Origin of the sequence: Butyricicoccus pullicaecorum DSM 23266, assembly GCF_900167005.1 — a bacterium.
Classification (GTDB): Bacteria; Bacillota; Clostridia; order Oscillospirales; family Butyricicoccaceae; genus Butyricicoccus; species Butyricicoccus pullicaecorum.
This window is the reverse complement of record NZ_FUXW01000003.1, coordinates 44,008-62,504: the sequence shown is the minus strand read 5'-3', so window position 1 is coordinate 62,504 and position 18,497 is coordinate 44,008. Positions and strand designations below refer to the sequence as shown.

At 63.3% G+C, this 18,497-nt stretch carries 25 protein-coding genes; 2 read left to right on the top strand and 23 right to left on the bottom strand.

Annotated elements, in window-relative coordinates; translation table 11 throughout:
* Position 1: 1 nt before the first annotated feature.
* Positions 2-826, top strand: a complete 825-nt coding sequence (locus B5D52_RS07220; protein WP_016148070.1) for a DUF975 family protein — start codon at positions 2-4, stop codon at positions 824-826.
* A gap of 119 nt (positions 827-945) precedes the next feature.
* Here B5D52_RS07220 and B5D52_RS07215 read toward each other — a convergent pair whose 3' ends face one another.
* The 3 genes from B5D52_RS07215 to B5D52_RS07205 form a co-directional block, all read right to left on the bottom strand.
* Positions 946-1,995, bottom strand: coding sequence for an IS30 family transposase (locus B5D52_RS07215; protein ID WP_016148069.1), 1,050 nt, complete (start codon positions 1,993-1,995; stop codon positions 946-948).
* Between the two features lie 54 nt (positions 1,996-2,049).
* Positions 2,050-2,301: a helix-turn-helix transcriptional regulator gene (locus tag B5D52_RS07210; protein ID WP_016148068.1), complete on the bottom strand. Its 252-nt coding sequence runs from the start codon at positions 2,299-2,301 to the stop codon at positions 2,050-2,052.
* 110 nt (positions 2,302-2,411) lie between these two features.
* On the bottom strand, positions 2,412-2,654 hold the full coding sequence (locus B5D52_RS07205) for a helix-turn-helix domain-containing protein (protein WP_016148067.1): 243 nt from the start codon (positions 2,652-2,654) through the stop codon (positions 2,412-2,414).
* Between the two features lie 107 nt (positions 2,655-2,761).
* Between B5D52_RS07205 and B5D52_RS07200 the strand changes: the two genes are divergently transcribed.
* Positions 2,762-3,562, top strand: a complete 801-nt coding sequence (locus B5D52_RS07200) for a hypothetical protein (RefSeq protein WP_147535117.1) — start codon at positions 2,762-2,764, stop codon at positions 3,560-3,562.
* 113 nt (positions 3,563-3,675) lie between these two features.
* Here the strand turns inward: B5D52_RS07200 and B5D52_RS07195 are convergent, their stop codons facing one another.
* The 20 genes from B5D52_RS07195 to B5D52_RS07105 form a co-directional block, all read right to left on the bottom strand.
* Complete coding sequence (locus B5D52_RS07195; RefSeq protein WP_016148065.1) at positions 3,676-4,671, bottom strand: N-acetylmuramoyl-L-alanine amidase; 996 nt, start codon at positions 4,669-4,671, stop codon at positions 3,676-3,678.
* Positions 4,672-4,834: 163 nt separating this feature from the next.
* Positions 4,835-5,149 (bottom strand): phage holin, LLH family, encoded by a 315-nt coding sequence (locus tag B5D52_RS07190; RefSeq protein WP_016148063.1) that lies wholly within the window; start codon positions 5,147-5,149, stop codon positions 4,835-4,837.
* Positions 5,146-5,478 carry a hypothetical protein gene (locus tag B5D52_RS07185; RefSeq protein ID WP_016148062.1) on the bottom strand — a complete coding sequence of 111 codons (333 nt, stop codon included), beginning with the start codon at positions 5,476-5,478 and terminating at the stop codon, positions 5,146-5,148. The genes B5D52_RS07190 and B5D52_RS07185 overlap by 4 nt, the downstream gene beginning before the upstream one ends.
* 14 nt (positions 5,479-5,492) lie before the next feature.
* A complete protein-coding gene (locus B5D52_RS07180) occupies positions 5,493-5,813 on the bottom strand; it encodes a hypothetical protein (protein ID WP_016148061.1) in 321 nt (106 codons plus the stop codon).
* Positions 5,810-6,562, bottom strand: coding sequence for a carbohydrate-binding protein (locus B5D52_RS16100; RefSeq protein WP_016148060.1), 753 nt, complete (start codon positions 6,560-6,562; stop codon positions 5,810-5,812). Before B5D52_RS16100 ends, B5D52_RS07180 begins: the two co-directional genes overlap by 4 nt.
* Positions 6,559-6,723: a hypothetical protein gene (locus B5D52_RS16095; RefSeq protein WP_016148059.1), complete on the bottom strand. Its 165-nt coding sequence runs from the start codon at positions 6,721-6,723 to the stop codon at positions 6,559-6,561. The genes B5D52_RS16100 and B5D52_RS16095 overlap by 4 nt, the downstream gene beginning before the upstream one ends.
* 33 nt (positions 6,724-6,756) lie before the next feature.
* On the bottom strand, positions 6,757-8,298 hold the full coding sequence (locus B5D52_RS16500; protein WP_413813322.1) for a DUF6273 domain-containing protein: 1,542 nt from the start codon (positions 8,296-8,298) through the stop codon (positions 6,757-6,759).
* A gap of 35 nt (positions 8,299-8,333) precedes the next feature.
* Positions 8,334-9,596, bottom strand: coding sequence for a reverse transcriptase/maturase family protein (locus B5D52_RS07165; RefSeq protein ID WP_143149519.1), 1,263 nt, complete (start codon positions 9,594-9,596; stop codon positions 8,334-8,336).
* 319 nt (positions 9,597-9,915) lie between these two features.
* A complete protein-coding gene (locus B5D52_RS07160) occupies positions 9,916-10,314 on the bottom strand; it encodes a four helix bundle protein (protein ID WP_016148056.1) in 399 nt (132 codons plus the stop codon).
* A gap of 13 nt (positions 10,315-10,327) precedes the next feature.
* The gene (locus tag B5D52_RS07155; protein WP_016148055.1) at positions 10,328-10,582 is read right to left on the bottom strand and encodes a hypothetical protein; all 255 of its coding nucleotides are present in this window, start codon (positions 10,580-10,582) and stop codon (positions 10,328-10,330) included.
* A gap of 3 nt (positions 10,583-10,585) precedes the next feature.
* Entirely contained in the window at positions 10,586-11,335 is a 750-nt protein-coding gene (locus B5D52_RS07150; RefSeq protein WP_016148054.1) for a hypothetical protein, read from the bottom strand.
* 15 nt (positions 11,336-11,350) lie between these two features.
* Positions 11,351-11,998, bottom strand: a complete 648-nt coding sequence (locus B5D52_RS07145; RefSeq protein WP_016148053.1) for a phage tail protein I — start codon at positions 11,996-11,998, stop codon at positions 11,351-11,353.
* Positions 11,999-13,390, bottom strand: a complete 1,392-nt coding sequence (locus B5D52_RS07140) for a baseplate J/gp47 family protein (protein ID WP_016148052.1) — start codon at positions 13,388-13,390, stop codon at positions 11,999-12,001.
* Positions 13,391-13,404: 14 nt separating this feature from the next.
* Positions 13,405-13,680, bottom strand: a complete 276-nt coding sequence (locus B5D52_RS07135) for a hypothetical protein (RefSeq protein ID WP_016148051.1) — start codon at positions 13,678-13,680, stop codon at positions 13,405-13,407.
* A gap of 14 nt (positions 13,681-13,694) precedes the next feature.
* Positions 13,695-14,246, bottom strand: a complete 552-nt coding sequence (locus B5D52_RS07130) for a hypothetical protein (RefSeq protein ID WP_016148050.1) — start codon at positions 14,244-14,246, stop codon at positions 13,695-13,697.
* Positions 14,247-14,264: 18 nt separating this feature from the next.
* The gene (locus tag B5D52_RS07125; RefSeq protein WP_016148049.1) at positions 14,265-14,675 is read right to left on the bottom strand and encodes a hypothetical protein; all 411 of its coding nucleotides are present in this window, start codon (positions 14,673-14,675) and stop codon (positions 14,265-14,267) included.
* Positions 14,676-14,677: 2 nt separating this feature from the next.
* Entirely contained in the window at positions 14,678-15,598 is a 921-nt protein-coding gene (locus B5D52_RS07120) for a phage late control D family protein (protein WP_016148048.1), read from the bottom strand.
* A gap of 9 nt (positions 15,599-15,607) precedes the next feature.
* Positions 15,608-15,832, bottom strand: a complete 225-nt coding sequence (locus B5D52_RS07115; protein WP_016148047.1) for a tail protein X — start codon at positions 15,830-15,832, stop codon at positions 15,608-15,610.
* Positions 15,804-17,915 (bottom strand): phage tail tape measure protein, encoded by a 2,112-nt coding sequence (locus tag B5D52_RS07110; RefSeq protein ID WP_016148046.1) that lies wholly within the window; start codon positions 17,913-17,915, stop codon positions 15,804-15,806. The genes B5D52_RS07115 and B5D52_RS07110 overlap by 29 nt, the downstream gene beginning before the upstream one ends.
* A 112-nt stretch (positions 17,916-18,027) precedes the next feature.
* Positions 18,028-18,435: a hypothetical protein gene (locus B5D52_RS07105; protein ID WP_016148045.1), complete on the bottom strand. Its 408-nt coding sequence runs from the start codon at positions 18,433-18,435 to the stop codon at positions 18,028-18,030.
* Positions 18,436-18,497: the final 62 nt, after the last annotated feature.

Here is an 18,497-nt window from a genome sequence, read left to right as displayed (position 1 = left end):
TTTGCAGCAAAAACAACCCCACACAAACCGGGTCAGTATCCGGCGCCGTGCCAAGATCGTGGCAAAACAGCGCGTGATGCGCTGTCTGCTGCCGGTCATGGAAGCCGTGCTGATCTGTGTTCTGCCGATTATTCTGATTGCCGGCCCGATTCAGACCTATATCTATTCGACCGGACAGCTGCTTTTTCCCATTGTGCTGTTTGTCGCCGCTGTGGTTCTGCTCATCATGCCGCTTGTGTACGGTCTTATGGGCTTTCTCATGCGCGTGCTGACCGGCGAGCGTCCGCCGCTCTTGTGCGTATTTGACGGTCTGGCCGGTGTGGAAAACTATCTGCGCAGCGTCAAGCTGGGACTGTGCATCTTTGTCCATATTGTGCTCTGGATGATTATTCCGATTGCGGCAACCGCTGGATACTGCTATTTTATGATGCTGCGCGACCCGGCGATTTTGGAGAACGCTGAAAAGCTGTACCAGCTGATTTTGCAGATGAGCGGCCTGTATCTGGTGATTATGATCCCGTTCCTGGCACGCATTCTGCGCTATTTCATCGCCTATCCGATGATCATGCGTGATCGATCGCTGGGAGCATGGCAGGCGACCCGTCAGGCGGCGCGTGCGTTCAAGGGACATAACCTGCATCTGATCGTGCTGGTCGTCAGCTTCTTCGGCTGGCAGCTGGTGGGCATGTGGACCATGGGCATCGGCACCCTGTTTTACTGGGGCTATCTGCTCAGCGCCCTGCTCATGTATTTCTGGTATCTGGAGCACCCGGACGGCGGTGAAAACCAGCAGTCCGAGAGCATTCCGGAACAAAAACAAGAATAAATCATGGCCGTCGCTTGCTCTGCACATCTGTGCACCGCGAGCGGCGGTTTTTCTGCCTGTATTTTTGAGGAATTTGGCCGTTTGTCAAGAGTAAATGCTAAAAAAGTCTAAAAAATTTTTCAGCGGGCCAGAATGAGGGCCAGCTCCTCCCGGAAAAGCTGCTCGGAGCACAGAAAACCGAACATTTTGCGGGGGTAGCTGTTGAGCCATGCCTCGGCGGCCTTCACCTCTTGGGGAGAGAGGGTGCCGAGGTCTGTCCCCTTCGGGACGAGTCGCCGGATCAGGCCGTTTTGGTTTTCGTTGGTGCCGCGCTCGCTCGGCGTGTATGGGTGGCAGTAGTAGACGGTGGTGCGTTTTCCTTTCCCTCGGCGCTTGTTTTCGATGCCTTCGGCGTCCGAGAACTCGGTGCCGTTGTCGCAGGTGATGGAGAGGAAGATCCGCGGGAATAGAGCGCCCAGTTTCCGCTCGATGCCGTTGAGGGCCCGGACGACGCTCTCGCTCGTCTTGTCCTTCATGGAGACGATGATCTCCCGGCGGGTCTTTCGCTCGGTCAGCATGAGCCACGTCCGCTTGTAGCCCTTGCCACTCTCGAGACTGTCCATTTCCCAGTGGCCGAAGGTCGTGCGCGTGTTCACGATCTCCGGCCGCTTTTCTATGCTCTTTCCTGCCGGCTTTCTCGGGATGGCGCCCTCTGGCCGCTCCGGCTTCCTGCGGCGCTTCCCGTGCTGCGGTAACATTTCCACAGTGAGATCGTCGCCGAAGATCTCGCCCCTGATGTAGTTGTAGGCCGTACTTGCGCAGATGTGCACCCGGAAGGGCCAGCCCATGACCTCGGCCTCTCCGATGGCTGCCTCGGGGCTGTACTTCTCGTCCCGGATCTTGCCGATCAGGTAGTCGGCGAGCTCGTAGTCGTTGCCGATCTTCAGCTCCGGGCCCTTCGCCCGCAGGTTGGCCTCATACCGAGCCTGCGCCCCGTCGGGGTTGTATCGGATCTCGGTCGTGTAGTCGCTGTTCAGGTGTTCATAGGTGCACCGCTTGAGCTCCCGGTAGATGGTGGTGTAATGGACGCCGACCTCCTTGGCGATGTCCACGACCTTCATGCCGGCGCGCCTGAAGGCGTCGATCTGCGTGCGCTGCGTTGGTGTCAGGTGGCTGAAGTGTTTCCCCATGGTGATCCCTCCGTGAAATAGAAAAAAGGGCGGCCGGCTGGCCGCCCTTCGTTGTCATCGCCTGTTGTATGCCGCGATCAGCGCCAGCGTCTCGTCGTCTGTGACGATGTCCTCGAGCCGGCACTCCAGAGCGACGCAGACCTTGAGGAGCGTTTTCAGCTTCGCCCCCGCGATGTCTCGGTCGTCTTGCTCGTAGGTCTGGAGCACTCGGCTGTTGATGTCGGCCTTCTTGGCGAGCTGCGACTGAGACAGGCCGCGATCCTCTCGCAGCGCCTTCAGGCGTTTCCCGGTGGTGATCGTTTCCATGTTGAGCGCCTCCCCTTTTGTTTCGTGTGTCTTTACTATACAACATTTGTTGTATAAAGTCAAGAGGGAGACAAGAGAAAAGCAGCGCGGCCGCTCTGGCTGCGCTGCTTTCATTCTTTTCCGAGCAGGTAGTAGATGGTCACGCCGATGGCGTCGGCGAGGTACTCGAGCTCATAGTCGGCGACAATGCGGTCGCCGGTCTCGATCCTGCTGATGGCCTTCTGCGTGATGTCGAGCCCCGCGATCTGGATCTTGTACGCGAGGCGCTCCTGCGAGATGCCGGCCCGCTCTCTGGCTGCGCGGACGCGCTCGCCTGAGATATTGCACCGGCCTTCTGGCCTGTATATTTTCAAATACGCGCCGCCTCCTTTTATGCCAAAGATGGGTATAGCAAGTTGACAATAACACGACTCCCATGTTAATATTATCCCAAAGATGACTAAAGGCTAAAAAACGCAAAGTGGAGGGGGAGAAGATCGTGGGATTGTTCAGCTTTTTGAAGAAAAAGCCGGAAAAACTCCCGGTTTCTGTAAATGTAGAGGCTAAAACGTCCGAGGTCGAGGTGAGACAGCGCACGCCGGGCGAGCTCCCGCTTGCCTATGTCGGCGAGTATGAGAGCCCGTCCGGCGGTTTTGTAAATTATGGCCGTTTTTGTGTCGTTGGAGTCAATCGGGAAACAGGCAGGAAGAACACGCGAAAATATGAAGCGCAGAGCGAAAAGGAAGCCCGGGCTCTTGCTGCTGCCGATGGATTGGCCGACCCTATGGAGATCTCGGCCGAGCAGATGGACGTCCCCAGCGAGCGGCAGGTGGCCTATGCGCTGGATCTTGAGGCCACGCTTCCAGAGGGGGCTTGCAAGGAAGATGTCAGCGCCATCATCAGCCGGATCACCGACGAGGACGAGGATGCGCCGGATCCCGGCCTCTCCTTGTGGGCGCACGAGAGCGGCGTCCGTTTTTCCCGGTTTATAGGGGCGCAGGCCCTGCTCGGCTGCATGATGTTCCAGATGGCAGGCGTGGGAAAAGCCACGCTTTACGCTTATGCGGTGTACCTTCAGGAAAACGGCGGCCGCTTTTCGGATCCGCGCAAGCTCCCCGCGTTTCCTGTCCTGTTGCGATGCGCTGAGCAGGTGGCCGGCGATCCGGCCCTCATGAAGTCGCTCGGGGATCGTGACAGCTCCGACCTGTTCGGGCCGAACAGGGGGACGAAGATATACAAGGCGACCGCCTCTATTCTCAGAGATGGCGGGGCCATCCGATAAACAGAAAAAGCCCGCCCGGGATCACTCCCGAGCGGGCTCTTTTTGTGTGTTCTGACGGTTTCAGGGCTTCCGGCCGGCACCGATCCGCGCCACGCCGGTGGCAAACTGCACAATTAGACCTTCTTGGTGTAGTCCAGCGAGATCCAGCCGGCCCCGGATTTCAGCTTGCCCCACTTGGAGGCTCCGGGCCCGTCGCTCTCGGCGACGATGGTGTAGACGCCCTTGTCGCGGATGTCCCCGTTGGTGCCGTAGTTGGTGCCGGGGCCCTTGCGGATGTTCAGCACGTCGGTCGTCGCCTTCACGAGGTACGAGGTGGCCGTGGCGGCCGCGCTGGTCTTGATGTCGGCCGCGTCCGTCCACCCGTACACGGTGGAGCCTGCGCCGGAGACGGCGATCAGGTGGTAGGGGTGCGCCTTGCCCTTGGCGATGGCCGTGACCTTGGCTTTGCCGGGCTTGCAGCTCGACGCGGTCTTGGCCGTGGCGCTGACGTAGTGCTTGGAGCCGGCGAACTCCACCACGTCGCCGATCTTGATGTCGGCCGTGCTGCCGGTGGTCTCCCCGGTGGAGGGGGTGCTGCTGCCGGATCCGAGCCGGCGGTTGACCTCGGCTGCGATCTCCCCGTGGCGGTTGTAGAGCCAGTCGCCCGGGCAGGCTTTGTTCGCATAGTCCCGGTGCACGGTCATGTTGCAGCCGTTCAGGTGGTTCATGCGCTCGTTTTTGTTGGTCGACCAGACGAGCTTGGCGATCCCGTTGCGCTTGCAGATGTCGGTCACGAGATCCAGCAGCGCGTCGTATGCCTTGCTGTTCACCGCATAGGGGTGAGTGGCGTCGCTGGCGACCTCGATGGTGACGGCGCGCTGGTCGTTGGCGTTGGACGATGTGCACCACGAGCGGTTGCCCTCGTCCACATAGAGGGCGATGCGGCCGTCGTTGCCGATGCCGTAGTTGCTGGACGCCTGCCGGCTGCTCTGAGCGAACAGGGCGCCGCAGCTCTCGACGGAGAGCTGGCCGGCCATACAGTGGATCGTGATGGTGTCGATCTTCTTGGTGCGCTTGCCCGAGTGGTTGGGGCTGAGCTTGGTGTAGGAGATCAGGGCGCTGTTACTCATGGTCGTCGTCCCCCTTCCCGTTGCTGAGCTCGTCGAGGGTCTCCTCGGTCAGCTCCTCGCCCGGCTTCAGGGCGATGCCGTCGATGTCCTTGGTGTTGGTCATGATGTGTTCCTCCTTCTTGCAGAATAAAGGGCGGGCCAGCCGGCCCGCCCTCTGCGTTGATTATTCTAACGGCAGGTTGCCGCCGTTAAGCTGGTTGACTGCCGCCTCGATGGCCGCATTGACGGCCTCCTCGTCCACGGTGAAGCCCATGGACGCGAGGAACTCGAGGACGTACTTCTTCTTCTCCTCGCCGCGACCCTGCCCCTCATAGAGCTGCTCGGCTGCGGCGACGCCGATCTTCACCCACTCGAGCAGCTCCTTGCGCTGCGCGTCGGTGGTCTTGCTCTTGATCCACGGGATCAGGAACACGCTGACGCCTGCGGCGAGCAGCGCGATGACGGCGTTGACGATGGGGGTGATGTCGATCATGTTCATCCTTTTGCCTCCTTGTCTGATGTGGTTGTGGTGGTGTACTCTCCGACGCCGGCCCCGCTGATGGGGTTGCCATCAGCGTCGAGGCCGTGCCGGTTGCGGCTGATCTTCTCGGTGGCCGACTTGGCCGCATAGCTCACGAGGTAGCCGATGCAGGCCGTGAAGATGGTGGTCGTGACATCGCTGGCGGTCTGCTGATCGCGGAAGGCCAGCACATAGGACGCCACGGCCGCGGCAGTTGCGACGAGGACGGCCCACGCCGCCAGCTTCTTCGAGAACTCCCACGGCCTGCGTCGGGCCTTGGCCTCCCGCTTGCGCCGGTATCTTCCCATGGGTGTCACCTCCCTCAGTAGATCGCGTGGATGCCCTGCTCGGTGAGGAAGTCCTTCTGCTCGTGTTTGATCTTCTGCGCGTACTGGAGGGCCGCCTCGGTCTCTCCGTTGGCGTGGCCGTTCTTCAGTGCGGTGGCCGTGGCCTCGCCGAGTGCGATGGCGGCCCCCACGCTGCGCACGAGCAGCACCTCGTTTCTCTCCCGGGCGGCGTCGCGCCGGTCGAGCTCTGCGTCCCTCTTGGAGAGCTGCCTCTGGATCATCCAGAAGCACAGGCCCGTGATGGCCGACGGGATCCCCATGAGGGCCACGAGCTGCCCGATGTCAAGCTGGATCATGCTGCACCTCCATCCTCGACCTCGACGACCTCCCAGCCCTGCGGGTAGGTGTCCGGCGACCAGACGTTGTTGTCGATGGTGCTCTCGTAGATCTGGCCGTTGTAGGTCACGCGGTCGCCGGTTTGGTAGGCGTCATGCGCGCCGGTAGGCTGGACGAAGGCCGGGACGGTTTCTCCCGTCTCCTCGCCGCCGGTTTCAGGATCTTGCCCCGGTTCCTGCTCTGTGCCAGGCTCCGTGGGTGTTTCTGGTTCCGGCTCTGTGCCCGGTTCCGGGGTCGTGCCGGGATCACCTGCGGCGGTCACTTCCTCCCAGCCTTGCGGGTAGGCCGCCGGGCTGTATGCGTTGGCCGTTTCCATGATGGAGCGGTAGACCTTGCCATCCGTCCACAGGCAGCACTCGCCCTTCATGTAGGCGTCGTGGGCGCCCGTTGGCTGGATGAACGCCTTGGCCTTGGTCGGGTCGGTGGTATGATACGGGGCCCACTGTGCGGGGCTCTTGCCCGGCTCGATGTCCGGGTTGTTGTTGGTGTTGTGGGCTTGGCAGCAGCGCCAGCTCTGCCCGTCGTGGGTGCAGGCTTCGCCGACCTCGTGGCTGCCGTCCCCCTTGGGGCCGGCCTTCGTCCACGCCGGCAGCAGATCCTCGCAGGCGATGATCTCGGTGCCGGTACGGTCGCCGGCGTTGGCCTCGCTCACGAAGGTCATGCGGGCGCTGCGCAGGGCGGCCTCGAGGCCGCTGTACTTGTCGCTCATGTGGTCAGCCCCCTTTCAATGGCGCCAGACAGATCCTCGAGCTCGTCCTCGAGCTTGGTGATCCGCTCCTTGTCCTCGGGAGAGGTGCCGCCCCCGCCGCCGGCGGCGGCCTGCTCCTTCTCGTGGATGGCTTTGATGCTGTGTTCCATGAAGTAGACCATGCTGCTCCTCCTTTCTGGTCTTGGGGTGTTGGTTTATGCGAAGTTGCCGCCGACCGACTGGATGTAGCAGTCGCCCTCGGCCGAGCCGCGCAGGAGCTTGACCTTGATCTTCACGCCCCAGCTCGCGGCGGTCTTGGTCTGGTTGGTGAAAAAGTGCTTCTGACTGGTCAGGGCCTTGGTGGTGATGTCCTCCCATGTGGGCTCGGCGTCGTTGCCGTTGTTGCAGATCCAGACCTGAAGGGTGCTGCCGGTCGGGAAGCTGCCCTGAATATTGACGAGGGCCTTGGTCGGCATATCGTCGGCCGCCATCGCCACGGTCTGCTCGAACTCAACCGAGTGCATGGCCTTGTCGAAGGACAGGGTGCGCACGGTGCTCTCGTTCTTGGCGTCGGTGGCGGTGATGGTCAGGGTGTGGTCGCCGTTCAGCAGCTTGAGCCACTGGTCGGCCGTGATCTCGAGCTCGTTGGTGTCGCCGAGGGTGGCCGTGTAGGTGCGCAGCGTGGTGGTGTCCAGCTTCTCCACGACCGTGACCTGATGGCCGTCGGCGTCGGTGACGGTGTACTCATAGGAGGGCGGCGTGGCGGTGAAGCTGCCGAGGTCGGTGTCGCTGCCGCTGATGACGGGCGGCCGGTTGTTGGTGACGGTGCGCACGGCGCTGGTGGTGTAGGCGCTCTCGGCCCCGGCGGTGTCGTATGCCTTGACGCGGTACTGCACGCTTGTCCATCCGTAGGTGATGGAGTCGGTGTAGCTCCGGGAGCTGCCGCTGTAAATCTGCGCCCATGTGCCGTCGTCCACCTTGCGCTCCAGCTTGTAGCCGGCGAGGTTGCCGTCGGGATCGGTCGACTGTCCCCACGAGATGCTCAGGTTTTCGCCGCCGATGACCTCGCTCGGGACGGTGATGGTGCCGGGGGCCGTGGGCGGCTGGTTGTAGACGATTGTGTAGCAGCCGTCCGAGTCGGTGGTGTCGGAGACCAGGAGATCAGAGGACAGATTACAAGCGGGGCGCAGGCCGTGGCGGCCGTTGTAGGCGCCGTACCCGCTCAGCGTGCCATCGTCCCCGACGTAGCGGGCGCTGAAGGCCGACCCGGCATAGGCGTCCCGCAGCCAGTAGTACCACGCCTGATTTGCCGACGGGTTGCTGCCGTAGTTGGAATTGGCGACGCAGGACGCCGTCACGGTAGCGATGCGGCTGGAGTTGTCGCTGAAGATCGCCAGCTTGCTGCCGCACACATGGTCACCGGAGAGGTTCACCTCTGTGCAGGACAGCGGGAAGATCTTGTCCACGCAAGTCTCAGTCCCGCCGCCGTCCGTGGAGCTCTTACCGACCGTGATGGTGGTGGAGAGCAGGGCGGCCCGCTCGTTGGCCGTGAAGCCATTGAGGAAGCCGGCGATGGTGTTGTAGGGGTTGTAGCCGTTCCAGACGTGGGACGAGTCGGGAGCCTGATCCGCCGAGTGCTGCGCGGTGTACCACTGGCCCGCGGCGGCGTCACTGTTGAGCCACTGGCGCAGGTTGGAGTAGATGTAGCGGTTGTTGCCGTAGTTTCGGCGGTCGCTGTTGCCGTTGGCCGGCTCCATCGCGTCGAAGCACAGCAGCTTGATGATCTGGTTGGTCACGAGGGTGACGCTGTTGGAAGGGTAGCCGGCGTGGTTTTTGTCGGCCTTGATCCAGATGATCGGCGCGCCGTAGAGGCTGCCGAACTTGATTTTTGCCTTGTTGGCAAGGCTTCCGAGGGTTTGAGGCATGAGTCTTGTCTCCTTTCGGTAGGTTTTAGCTCCGGGAAGTATGCGAAGAAATAGGCGTCCATGTTCTGCCGCAGGTGGTAGGTGTTGCCGTGCGAGATGTGGCCCGTCCAGCTTGCGTAGGATTGGCTCACGCTCTCGAGCGTCATCTTGCCCCTGTCCACGAGGCCGCGGAACTTGCGGATCTTCCGCTTCATGTTGTCGATGCTCTTGGCCCTCACCTTCCTGACCACCTTGCCGGTGCTCGTGAGGTAGGTGTGGAAGCCGAGGAAGTCGATGCCGTTCTTGAGCGGGAAGATCTGCGTCTTGCCGTTCAGGCGCAGGCCCAGCGGCTTGATGTACGCCTCGATCCGCTTGAGGATCTCCCGGAGCAGCAGCTTGTCGCTGCTGATGATGTAGAAGTCGTCCATGTAACGGCCATAGACGAGGCCGAGGTCATCCCGCAGCCAGTGGTCGAAGTCGTCCAGATAGAGCAGGGCGAGCAGTTGGCTCGACTGGTTGCCGATGGGGATCCCGGGGTCTGGCGTGCTGTCGATGACGATCCAGAGCAGCCACTCGACGAAGTCGATCAGCTCCTCGTCAGACAGGAAGGCCAGAGCCTTGCGGGCCTTCTCGAAGCAGACGGCGTGCAGCAGGGTGTAAAAGAACTTGGAAAAGTCACCTTTCAGCACCCAGCCCTCGGCGTAGTCCCACTCCTCCATCGGCCGGTATGGCAGGCCGGCGGCCCGCCGGGCCTCCTCGTCTGCTGCCTTCCGGCTGAAAAAGTAGTGGCGCATGGCGCCGGCCAGACGGTCGAGGCCGTCGTGGGTGCCTTTGCCGATCTGCCCCGCATAGTTGTCCCGGATAAAGCGCCGGGAGAATACGGGCTCGAGGACGTTGTCGCAGAGCGAGTGCTGGACGACTTTGCCCTCGAAGTCTATGGCAAGGACGAGCCGCTCCTTGGGCTCGTACACCTTGAAGGGATAGTAGGGCCCGAAGGTGTACTCGCGCCGCTGGAGGCGGTCAGAGAGGTCGGCCGTGCGCTCGATGGCCTCCATGCGGTAGCGCATGGCCGTGGGGTTGTCCCGCTTCCCGCAGCGGGTCTTGCGGTATGCTTTGTATAGCGAGTTGAAGCTGTTGACGATGTTCTCCATGTGAAAAAATCCCTGCCGTCGGCAGCTCCGGCCACGCTTTGCGTGCGCCGCCGGGAGCATCGGCAGTCCTGTGTTTACCCATGGCCGGGCCGGTCATACGGCGCCGGGTGCGGGAGGGATACGCCTTCCTTGGATGATGGTGCACAGTGTTCGCCGACCGTCTCCGGCCGGTTAATAAGTCGGGCTATCCATCGAAGCGGGGCGCAGGCCGTTGTTGCCGTTGTAGGCGTTGTTCCTGTTCAGCGTGCCATCGTTCCTGACGTTGCGGGCGTTGTTGGCCGACCCGGCACGAAAAAACAAGGCGTACCCCACGGGCTGCCTATTGATGACGCGCCTGCGCGTCCATCTTGGCGGCCCTTTCTTTATCGGATTTGTACCATTTAGCGGTCTGGTTTTTGACGCCGGCCGCCATCCGCGACCAGTGCGCAAAGGCGTCGTCGCCGAGCCCGCTGAGGATTTCGTGGGCGAGCTCGATGTGGCGGATCAGCTTCCGGCAGTTGCGCAGGGCCGAGCGTTGCGCCCGGTATCGCAGCTCCCGCTCCTGCGGGTCGGTCAGGAGCAGGTCGTTGGCTTCCATCAGGTCGGCGACGAGGTCGCTGGCCTCGTTCATCATCCGTTGCGCCAGCCCGAGCCGTTCCTTCTTGGGGAAGATGTTCGGGTTGCGCGTCTTGATGTAGGTGTGCTTTTCGAGCTCCTTGGCGTCGCTGATGACCTGCATTTCCGGCAGCTTTTCACGGCCGAATGGCGGGCGGCCTACATTGGCCCGCTCGTATGGCCGCGAGTGTCCGTTGCTTGCCGTAGTATCTCACCTCCTCGCCTTTGATGGTGATCCTCGCGCCGGTGCCGTCGTAGGCGGTGCCCTGTATGACGATCACGCCGTCCTCGCGCTTGCAGCACGAGCAGGGCAGGGCCAGCTCGACAAACAGGTGCGCGATGACGCAGGACGCCTCCTCGGGCGGGATCGGCGTGTAGTTGTAGCCGTCCACGGCTTAGCACTCGAGGCGCTGAAGCGTAGCGTTCCAGACGCCAGAGGTGAGGGTGATGCCGTCCAGATTTGCGAAGGTGATCTGGAAGGGGTTGGTCGTGATGTCGCCGAATACGGCGTCCCACAGGGTCGTGATCTTGCTGGTGTTCTGCTGGACGGCGTTGCTCAGGTCGACCACAGAGGCGGCCGCCTGCTGCGCGATCTCGACGGCCTGCTGCGCGAGGGCGATGGCTTGGTTGGCTGTGGCCTGCGCGGCGAGGGCGATGGCCTTGTAGTTTTCGTAGTCCTCCTTGGTGGCGTAGGCGTCCGCGGGGATGTAGGCGGTCACGTTGGTGGCCGTGCCGATGGCGGTGACGATGTCGATGGTTTTCTCGACGATGGTGGCGCCGCCGGTCGGCGGGATCCACTCGGCGAGGTCGCCGCAGTTGCCGTAGCAGTACAGCACCTCGCCCACGTCCTCGTCGGGATCGTCCGCATAAAGGCCGAGCTCGCGGTAGTAAAAGCCGTCGTTGGTCTGGTCGTTGGTGAACACGCCGCCCACGGTGACGGTGCCGTCGCCGTTCACGACGCATTTGGTGATGTCGATGGTCGCCTTCGGGCTGACCACGCCGGTGAGGGAGCGGGGCGTCTGGCCCTCCTCGAGGTAGCCGTCGCCGAGGACGATCTTGGTGTAGTTGATCTGCTTGCCCGCCACGCCCTTCGCCAGAACGAGAAGGCCCGCGGCGGTGATGTCGTTGTTGATAAATGCGGCCATGTTTTTCTCCTTTCCTTAGTCTGAAGCGAGGACGCTGGTGCCGATGGTGACGGTCTCCCGGTTGTTGTCGTGGACGACGGCCCCGTGGTAGAGGTGGATCTCGTCCGTCCCCATGACGTGCCGCTCCTCGCCGTGCTCTCGCACGGCCATCCCGGCATAAAGGAACATCTCGCCGGTCAGGCAGATCAGGATCGCGTCGAGCCATGCGCTGCGCCGCTTCACGGTGCGCAGCAGCGAGAGGAACAGGTCGAGGTTTTCGTTGACGAGCCCCGGGTTGTCGCTCAGCACTTTGAAGTGATAGGGCTTGCCGCCGTACTGATACCACTCCCTGACCTCGCCGGTGCCGAAGTAGTCGGCGATGATCTGCGCCACGGCGTAGGGGGTGCCGAGCTTGGCATAGACGCGGTCGCTGTTTCGGATGACGGCCCGCTTGGTCTCGATGGGCGCGGTGCTGTCATACCACTGGATGTTCAGCTCCCACGCCATCTCGTCCAGCTCGGCTTCGCTGAGCTGGTCGATCTTGTCCCACCTGCTCAGCAGCTTCAGACGGGCGAAGGCGTCCCGGGATAGGGTGTCGCAGCCGGCGGCCAGCCCGCGGTCGGCGCCGTCCTGTGCCATCCACGAGGGCAGGAGCTTGATCATCTCGACTTCGCTGAGTCGCATTTAGACCACCTCGCTCTCTGCCTTATGGCTGACAGTCAGGTGCCCGCTGAACTTGGCGACCTGCGTGTCGCTGACGGGTGTGTAGACCGGCTTGGTCACGTCCACGCGGAAGGCGCCGGTCAGGTTTTCGCCCCACGACGGGCAGAGGATCCGCTTGCGGAGCTGGTCGGGGTTGATGTCCCGGCCCAGCGCGCCCACCTGCCACTCGTTGTAGCGGTCGATGGCGCCGCCGGTGCCTTCCACATTGGCGATGACCTCGGCCTCCGTCTCGGGGGTGGTGTAGTAGACGATCTCGATGTCGTAGGTGATGACCTCGGGCGCCACGGCCGTGACCACGTCGGTGAGCGGCCGGATGTCCGAGGCGTTGCACGCCTCCAGCACCTTCTCGAGGATGCTCTCGTCGGGGACGGCGCCGCCCTCCAGCAGGGGGACGATCTTGACGCAGCCCTCGAGGGTGTGGGTGATGGTGATGTCGAGGCTCGTGGCGTCCGCAAGGGCGCCCTTGAGCTCGATGGTCAGCAGGTCGTCGGTGTAGTCCACAGTGTAGTCGGTGTCCTCCACGCCGGCCGTGCTCTCCCCGTGCTCCTTGACGATCAGGGTGTCCGGCAGCAGCCGGCCGCCGCCGATGAAGGCGTGGCCGTCGTAGACCGTGAGGGTGCGGCTGATGGTTTCCGTCTCGCTGACGGCCCGGGCGTCGATGATGGAGCTGTCGGCCGTCATGGCCCAGTAGATGTAAGCCTGTTCCGGCCCGGCCGTAGACCGGGACGCCGGCGCCAGTCGGATGCGCTCGCGCAGCCGGTTGTCGCCTTCCTCGGTGTAGGGCTCGCCGTCGTCGCCGCCGGCCGTCGCCGTGATGTTGGTGACGCTCTCGATGTAGGGGATCAGGTCGACGAGGGTGGTGATGGTGCCCGGGGCGTACCCGTTGTACTCGGTGCCGTTGCTGACGGCCGAGGTCGGGATCTCCACGGAGTAGGCGCCGGCCTGAAGGACGGCGATCTCGTCGGTGGCAAAGTAGTGGTCGCTGTCCGGCGTCACCTTCGTCCACTTCGGGATGATGATGTTGTTAGGCTGCGGCGTACTCACAGAGAAGCGCATGGTCGTCTTTGCCGGGGATCCTTCCAGCCGGTGGACATCCAGCCGCTCTCCGATGGCGTCCAGCACCTCGCCCCGCGCATAGCGGAGAAGGGTCTGCCGCCCGGTGTCGTCGAGGCTGTTGTAGAGGGCGACGAACACGGCCACGAGCCCCTCGCCGAAGATCCGGCGCTCGTCGCCGGGGTACAGAGGCTCGCCGGCGCCCTTTTCGAGCGCAGCGATCAGGGTGTTGTAGATGGTCGTCGCGTCGGTGGTGGTGAGGTGGATGTCGTCGCCGTAGGTGTTGGTCTCGTCGCTCATGCTGTTCACCTCCTTCAGAGTGTGTTGTTGTCAATGCTGGCCCGCAGCTCGAAGTCGCCGGTCTGCGCGACCAGAGCGACCAGATCGGACGAGCTCAGGCGCACGCGGGGCTCGTAGGTTTCCACGACGAACTCCACGTCGGCGGCCAGATCGTTGGCAGCCGTCCCGCTCGGTTTGTCGATCAGGGTGCGGTCGATCCCCTTGGTGCGCTCGTATGGCACCTCGCCGCGGATGGTCTTTAGGAGGTTTTGCACGCAGGTCTCGGGCGCTGCGTTGCCGCTTGCTTTCATGGGATCACCTCGCTTTAGGTCAGTTGGGTGTTGTTGGGTTTCTTTGCAGCTTTGTCGCTGCTGGATGCGCCGACGGTGATGGCGCTCAGGCGCGGGCCGACGCCGGTGGAGACTCCGGCCGGGGACGAGCTGCCCCCGTTGGAGCTGCCGGCGGTCGCCTTCTTGCTGCTGGCCTCCTCTGCGAACTCGGTCAGGTTGATGGTGATCTTTCCCTTGAGGATCCGGCCGAAGTTGTCGACCGTCGTGTCGCCGAGGCTCACGCCAGTGAGCTGAAGGTTGGCCGGGCCGAAGCGCGTTCCGCCGAGGTAGAAGGGGGCGTACTGGCCCACCAGCGCCGTCCACGACTCGTACTCGCCGCGGACATCGCAGCCCACGGCGACGCCGAGATCGAAGTCGAAGCTCATGCTCTGGAGCTTGAGCGCCTTGGTCTTGGTGGCCGGGGATCCCGCCTTGTCGTCGCTGTTCTCGGTGTCCAGCTCCACGCTGGCCGAGACGCCATTCAGGGCGGCGATCCGCTCGGGGGAGACGCCCCATGTCTTGCCGTTCCACGATGCCATGACGGACATGATGCTCGGCCTCCTTCCTTAGTGCGGGCCGGTTGTCTCTCCGTGTGGTGCGGTGTGGGTGTGACTGGTCAGACTGATGCCGCTGGCCGTGACATCGGCCGACGGTACGCTGACGCCCTTGTCCTGCACGGTGAGCGCGCCCTTCTTGATGGTGATGTCGCCGGGGACGATGCCGGGCCACTCCCCGTCCATGCGGGAGAGGATCAGGCCGGTGCCGTCCTCGAACATAGCGTAGGCGACTTCGACGCCGGGGCTCAGGTTTCCCATGTCCCCGCGCAGATACCACGGGATCGTCAGCGGCCTCGTGACGAGGCTGTCGGCGGTGCTCGGGAGCACCCGGGCCGTGGTCTTGTCGCCGTTTCTGTCGGGCTCGCCCTCGATGCTCGAGATCTTGCCCTTTTGGATCATTTGGGTGTTGCTGTTTGGCATGGTCAATATCCCTCCAGAGGCTTGCGCAGATAGAGCTTGCTCCGGGTCTTGACGTAGTCGTGCCGGATCCGGCTCACGAAGGCCGTGCCGTCCCACGAGGCGACGCCCTCGGTGGAGAGCGTCACCACGGAGCCCGCTGCGTACTCGCGCAGCAGCGTCCCCGTCCAGAGCGTTGCGACGGTTGCCTCTTTGTTGGCGTCCCGGAGCAGGCCCTTGGCGAAGCGGTCGGCCTCTGCTTGGTCAGTCATGCGGAAGGGGAGGATCTTGCGCAGCACCTTGTCGCCCCCGGCCGGCGCCGAGAAGGTGCCGGTCAGGCCGCCGTTGACGGCCTCGGCCGAGCCGTAGGCGTAGGCGCCCTCGTCCCGGTACTCGAAGTCGTTGGCCGGCGTGATGGTGATGGTGTCGACGGGCTGCTGGCCCTCCATGTATGCCTCGTCGTAGACGACCAGCTTGCCGTCATAGACTAAAAAAGCCGCGCCCTCGAGGGTGCAGCGTGCCTGAAGAAAAGCGAAGTCGGGGAGGTTGTTCTGCTCGACGTAGTCGTAGGTCTGGTCGGTGATGCCGTAGGTCTCGACCGTGAGGCCGTGCCGGCCGGCGATCTCTTGGATCAGTTGCAGGAACTTGACCCTTTCCCACGACTTGCTCCTCTTGTCCTTGGTGGATTGTGGGGCCGAGTAGGCCCGCAGGGTTATGAGGCCGGACTCGGGGACGACGCTCTCGACGAACATCTTGCCCGTCTTGGCGGCGCCGTCCTCGACGGCGATGGTGTCGCCCTTCTTGGGGCTCCACCTGTCCCACAGCTCCCGGGTGTCGTTGAGCTTGAGCAGCAGCTCGTCGCTCTGCTTGTCTGCGTACATATCGTGGTAGCAGCGGTGGACGCTGATTTCGGGGTAGATGTCCGTCCCCTCGTAGATGATTTTCACAGGGCAGGCTCACCTCCTCCACGGCGGCAGGGTGTCGGGCGTCTCCACAGTCTCGACGATTGGGATCCGCACGGCCTCGCCGCCCTCGAAGATCAGCACGTCGCAGAGGTCGCGGTTGGCGTCGATGATGGTGCTCGCCATCCGCTCCTCGTTATAGGCTGCCAGCGCGATGCTGTCGAAGGTGTCGCCGCCCTGCGCGGTGTAATCAATATAGCCGACTATCCGCTGTGACATAGGCGCCGCCCTCCCTTCTTGCGAGTGCTTCGAGGATGAAGTCGATGAACTCCGGCTCCAGATCCCGCAGCTTTCGGATCAGGGCGTCCTCGTCGGTGTTTCCGTCGACCTTGATCGTGGGGCTGAAGGACAGGCCGCTCAGGTCATAGACCACGGACGTGCCCGAGCCGGAGCTGATGGGCTCATAGCTGCCCTCGTCCATAGCGCCGAGCATTTCGCCGGCGCGGGCCCAGTAGGACAGGTTTTGCGCCCTATATGCAGGGTTGAAGCTGATGACGGCCTCGGTCGGGTAGCGCGGATCCTCGCCCGCGATGGACGGGCCGCTCGTGAAGCCGCCGGTTGCGAAGCCGGAAGCCCCGCCGCCCCCGCCGCCGCCGAACAGGCCGGCGATGCTGTTGATGACGCCTGCGCCGAAGCTCACGATCTTGCCGATGACGCTGGCGATGGTGCCGAGCACCGACGCGATGGGCTGAAGCAGCCCCAGCAGGGGGCTCAGGATCGGCATGATGGCATTGAGCAGCGACATCAGGGGCGGCAGCAGCGCCTCGACGATCTGCATGAGAGGGGGCACGAGGGGCATGATGACGCTGTTGACGATCTGAAGCGCGACCTCGAGCAGCGGTGTGATGACAGGCAGCAGGGCCGAGATCAGGCTGGTCAGGACGGGCAGGATCGTCGAGATGATCTGCGTCAGCATTGGCAGGATCGAGGTCAGGATGCTCACGATGGGCGGGAGGATGGCCTGCACGATCTGCATCAGCGGCGGGAGTAGCTGCTGCGCCAGCTCGAGGAGCGGCGGCAGGAAGGCCGAGATCAGCTGCGAGAGCAGCGGAAGCAGCCCGGCGGCCAGTTGCGAGACCATGGGGAGCACGGTCTGGAGGGCCTGCCCCATTCCCATGAGGAATTGCTGCACAAACGGCATACAAGCGTTGAGCGTTTCCGTGATGACGGGGGCGATGGCCTCGAAGGTTTCCCGCAGGATCGGCGCCAGAGCCGTCAGGGTGTTAGCGATCATGGACGCCATCGGCAGCAGCGAGACCTCGGCCGACCTCTTGATCGCCTCGAAGGCGCTGCCGAGGTCGTTGTACTTCACGTCGTTGATCTGCTGGAGAGCTGCCGCGCCGTCGTAGGCTGCGGTCTCGATACTCGCCAGCACCGGCAGCACGCCGGCCTCCAGATCCTCGAACTGTGTGCCGAACAGGGCCACGCCGGCCGCGTTGCGGGCGAGGGGGTCGTCCATGCTGTTGAGGGCTTCGACGGTGTCGAAGAACGCGGCCTCTGCGGTGTCTCCACCTGCGGCGAAGGCCGCGAACATTTTGTCGGCGTTGAGGCCGAGGCTCTCGAAGGCTTCCCGGCTCGTGTCGCTGCCGTCCTTCGCTCTGATGTTGAACTCCTTGACGGCGTCGCCGACCTTGTCGATGGAGAACAGGCCGGCGTCAGCGCCCTCCACGAGGGTGCCGATGAACTGGTCGGCGCTGAGGCCGAGAGCCGCAAACTGCGGGCTGTACTCGTTCAGGGTGTCCAGCAGGTCGCCGTTTTTGTCTGCGCCGTTCTGCGCGCCCACGGCGATCAGGCCGTAGGCTTCCTCGGCGTCGATGCCGAAGTTTTTCATCAGGGCCGACGCTGCCCGGGCGCTCTCGCTGACATCGTAGTCGAACACGTCCCGCAGGTTGAAGCCGGCGGCGGTTGCCCGCTCCAGAGGTTCGCCGGTCAGGTCGCTGGCCTGCTGCGTTGCAGCCAGACCGTCAGCCACGTCGGCGAAGTCATCGCCGAGCCCTTGGGCGTAGATGTTCTTGACGCTTTCACCGAGCGCGTCCAGCTCGTCGCCAGTCGCCCCGGTTGCTGCCGAGAGCTGATTGATGGCCGTGTTGTACTCGTTGCCGAGGTCGGCCAGATACTTCCCGGCCTCCACGACCGCCTTGCCTGTTGCGACTGCGATGCCGCCCACAGCGCCGCCGACGGCCACGGCCTTCCAGTTGACGTTTTCCAGCTTGCCGGTGACATCGTCCAGCGCCTTGCCGAGTGACGGGTCAATGGTGCCGGCGAGACTCACGACGGCTTGCAGCATTTTATTTTTGGCCACTGGCGTCACCTCCTCCTATGCGGCCGGATGTGGGGGATCCTCGGCTTCGGGATCTTTGCCCGCTGCTTTTTCGCCTCCTCGGCCGCTTCGTAGTATTCGAGCAGGAAGTCGGTCAGGCGTTCCCGTCGGAGCTCTCCGACTGAGATGTGGAAGGCTCGGGAGTAGTCTCGGACGAGCTCTCCGAGTCGTTTTGCTCGGAGGGTGCCCCCGACCTCGTTGTGGTAAAATTTCGGCCGATCCTCACCAGCTCCATGACATCGGGCCCGCTGATGCGCTCGAGGTCAGCGATGTCGATGTCGGGGTTGACGGCGGTGATCGCCATCATAGCGAGGTAGAGGTGCATGGAGTAGTCGAGCTCGGTGGCGCCGGCGCTGCCGCCGGCCTTGTGGGTGGTGGCGCGCAGCTTCAGCGCCTCGGCCTCGGCGAACATTCCCACGGTGATCGCGCCGGTGTCATAGGTCAGGGTCTTGACCTTCTTGCCGTTGATGGTGATGGGGTTGCTGAGTGTCAGCTTTTCCATGGTCGTTGTCTCCTTTCGTTGATAAAAAGAGGGACGCCGCCCACCTCGGGCGGCGCCCATCT